Raw genomic sequence first — 3,283 nt, 5'->3', positions numbered from 1 at the left:
CGGCGCGGCTGGCGACCGCGGTCAGGGTGACCGACGCGACGCCCGTTTCCATTGCCAGCGAGCGCGCGGCTTCCACGAGGGCCTCCGCACGTTGGCGCTTCTTTTCCTCGGTGCGGGCGCGCTGGAAGGTGAGTTGCGCCATTGGCTGAGCGTAACGCACGTCGCGTGATTTGTGCGAGGCCACTCGGCGCGGGGGCCGTCAGGGGTAAAGGTGGAACCATGCTTACCGCCCGGCGCCCACCGAGTCCTTGGAAGTAGCGCGTGCAGACCATCGCCCTGCTCGGGTTTCTCGGCGGCCTGATCACCGGCATCTCGCCGTGCATTTTGCCGGTGCTTCCGGTGCTTCTGCTGTCCGGCATGGACAGCACCCGAGCCGGCACCCGGGGTCTGAGGTCCGTGGCGCGCCCGTATCTGGTGATCGCCGGGCTGGTGTGCAGCTTCAGCCTGGCCACGCTGCTCGGCTCCGCGCTGCTGACGGCGCTGCACCTGCCGCAGGACGCGATCCGGTGGACCGCCCTGGTGGTGTTGACCCTCATCGGCCTGGGGCTGATCTTCCCGCCACTGCAACACCTGATCGAGCGACCGTTCGCCCATTTCCCGCAGCCCCAAATCGGCCCTGACACAGATGGTTTCGGCCTGGGCCTGACGTTGGGCGCGTTGTACGTGCCGTGCGCGGGTCCGGTGCTGGCCGCCATCGTGGTCGCCGGCGGGACCTCGTCGATCGGCCCCGGTGCGCTCGTGCTGACGGCGACGTTCGCCCTCGGAAATGCCTTGCCGCTGCTGGCCTTCGCGCTGGCGGGGCGTCGCGTCGCCGAGCGAGTCGCCGCGTTCCGCCGCCGGCAGCGCGCGATCCGGATCGCCGGCGGGATCGCGATGATCGTGCTCGCCGTGGCGCTGGTGTTCAACCTGCCGGCGATGCTGCAGCGCGCCGTCCCCGACTACACGACGGCGATGCAGAACACGCTGGGAGCCAACCAAATCGGGCGCAGCCTGAACCCCAGCCCCGGTACCACGCAGCCGGCCCGGGGCAGCGTGCTGACGCTGAGCCGGGGCGGCGTCACCGTCGACGGCGCCCTGAGCGACTGCTCCAGCGGTTCCGCCGAGCTGCAACAGTGCGGACCGGCTCCCGCCCTCACCGGCATCACCGGGTGGCTCAACACCCCGGACGGCAAGCCATTCGAGGACGCCTCGGTGCGCGGCAAGGTGGTCCTGATCGATTTCTGGGCCTACTCGTGCATCAACTGCCAGCGCGCGATCCCGCACGTAATCGATTGGTACAACAGGTATCGCGACAGCGAATTCGTCGTCATCGGGGTGCACACCCCGGAGTACGCGTTCGAGCGGGTCCCCGACAATGTGGCCAGCGGCGCCGCCGAGCTACACGTCCCCTACCCCATCGCCCTGGACAACGACTACGCGACGTGGAACAACTACCAGAATCTGTACTGGCCGGCCGAGTACCTGATCGACGCGAATGGCCAAGTGCGCCACACCAAATTCGGCGAAGGCGACTACGACGGCACCGAGAAACTTATTCGCGAGCTCCTCGTCGATGCGCATCCCGGCGCCCCGCTGCCCGCGCCGGCGCAGTCGCCCGACACCACCCCGCAGACCAGGCTCACGCCCGAGACCTACCTGGGCGTCGGCAAGTCCGGAAACTACGGCGGCGGTGGGGATTACCGGGAGGGCAGCACCACCCTGAGCTATCCGACGATCCTGGCCGCGGACAAGTTCGCCCTGAGCGGCCGCTGGGCCCTGGACGACCAGGGCGCCACCGCCGAGGGCGACGACTCCGCCGTCCGGCTGAACTACACCGCGAAGAATGTCTACGCCGTCGTCGGTGGCACCGGCACCATCACCGTGACCCGGGATGGGAAGACAACCACGACGCCGATCGGCGGGGCGCCCACCCTGCACCAGATCGTCGGCAACGACCCTGGGGATTCCGCGCACCGGGACCAACTGGACATGCACGTCAGCAAGGGCCTGCAGGTCTTCTCGTTCACGTTCGGCTAGCCGGGCGCCTCACGGCTTCTTCCACAGAGCGCCCAGCATCGCGACGAGCACGCCCAGTCCCACCAGGACGGCACCGGCCAGCAACGTGACGTTGAGCCATTGGTGCAGAACGGCTTCGGCGTGTCCGACCATCGACTCGGCGATGCGGCGGATGTCGCCGGTGGTGTGGTTGAGCGACCTGTCGATGTAGCGGCCGGCGATCTCGAGGCCCGCCCAGCCCGCGGCGCCGACGAGCAGTGCGGACACACCCAGGCTGCTCAGCGCCTTGCCGCGGCGGCGCGCGGCGGCCAGCGTGAGCAGCGCGCAGACGCCGCACAGCGCCGCCGCCCCCACGCTCACCCAGGGTCCCCAGGTGGACAGCCGGCTCAGCCACCCCTGGCTCACCGAGTGCGGCACCGAAACGGTCAGCGGGACAGTGAGTTTCGCAGGGACCGTCACGTTGTAGCGGCTGAGCAGCGGTTGAATCGAGTCGTCCCTGAGCATCGGAGCCACGTCGACCGCCCATTGATCGCCGTTCTCCCCGATTACCGGCTCATCGAACAACCAGCCGTGTGCGGCGCGGTTCGCCTGGGCGAACAGCGGCGGAAACGCCGGTCCGGCGGCGAAAGCGCTGGCCGCATCGTGCACTTCGGAACTGTCCACCGGATAGCGGCCCCCGCCACGCGCGGTGACCAGAGCCATTGCCCGAGTGGTGAGTTCGGCCGCCATGGCGGATTGCAGCGCCGGGTCGCCCGCCGCGCCACGCGCCATCGCGGCGTAGCCGTCGGCGTCAACAACATGCAGCTGCGTCCACGCCGCGGGTACCGCGACCGCCAGCGCAAGCGTGGTGGTGAACCACAACAGCACGCTCGCCGCGAATCGCACGACTGCGAATCTACGCAATCCCCCGCACGTACGCGGCCTGCCCGAGGTGCTGGGCGCAGTCGTCGATGATGCTCACCAGGCGCGCGCTCGCCGTCACCGGCGGGTCCCAGTTGGTGTCCACGACGCGGGCCAACTCCTCGGCGGTGACCCCGGCGATGTAGTCGCACGTGAGCTCGTGCACGGCGTGGTAGTAGCCGGACAGCAGGTCCGCGGGCGCCTTCACCTTGGCCACGTCGTCGGGCGAATGCCCGTAGCCGGTGTCGTTGCGCGGCAGGTCCAGTCCGAACCGGTCCACCCAGCCGTCGCGCGACCACACCTGCTCGACGCCGGCCACGTCGGCCAGCTGGATGTCCTGCACCCGCGCGCTGTGCCAGATCAGCCAGGCGATGCTGTTGGCGTTCGG

3 protein-coding genes and 1 pseudogene are annotated in these 3,283 nt (G+C 69.4%); 1 reads left to right on the top strand and 3 read right to left on the bottom strand.

Annotation, left to right across the window (positions count from 1 at the left end):
- A pseudogene (locus Q0W90_RS23890) lies at window positions 1-160 on the bottom strand (TetR/AcrR family transcriptional regulator); the annotation flags it as partial.
- Window positions 161-261: 101 nt separating this feature from the next.
- On the opposite strand from Q0W90_RS23890, the gene Q0W90_RS23885 reads away from it, so the two are divergent.
- Window positions 262-2,016 carry a cytochrome c biogenesis protein DipZ gene (locus Q0W90_RS23885; protein WP_297601061.1) on the top strand — a complete coding sequence of 585 codons (1,755 nt, stop codon included), beginning with the start codon at window positions 262-264 and terminating at the stop codon, window positions 2,014-2,016.
- Window positions 2,017-2,025: 9 nt separating this feature from the next.
- Here Q0W90_RS23885 and Q0W90_RS23880 read toward each other — a convergent pair whose 3' ends face one another.
- Both Q0W90_RS23880 and Q0W90_RS23875 read right to left on the bottom strand, forming a co-directional pair.
- Complete coding sequence (locus Q0W90_RS23880; RefSeq protein ID WP_297700719.1) at window positions 2,026-2,880, bottom strand: hypothetical protein; 855 nt, start codon at window positions 2,878-2,880, stop codon at window positions 2,026-2,028.
- 10 nt (window positions 2,881-2,890) lie between these two features.
- On the bottom strand, window positions 2,891-3,283 hold a 393-nt coding region (locus Q0W90_RS23875; protein ID WP_297777082.1), incomplete at its 5' end, for a mycothiol transferase.

Source organism: Mycobacterium sp. (genome assembly GCF_025933915.1).
In the GTDB taxonomy this organism is placed as follows: Bacteria; Actinomycetota; Actinomycetes; order Mycobacteriales; family Mycobacteriaceae; genus Mycobacterium.
Note: the sequence above shows the minus strand (reverse complement) of the source record. Positions and strands in the feature narration are given on the sequence as shown.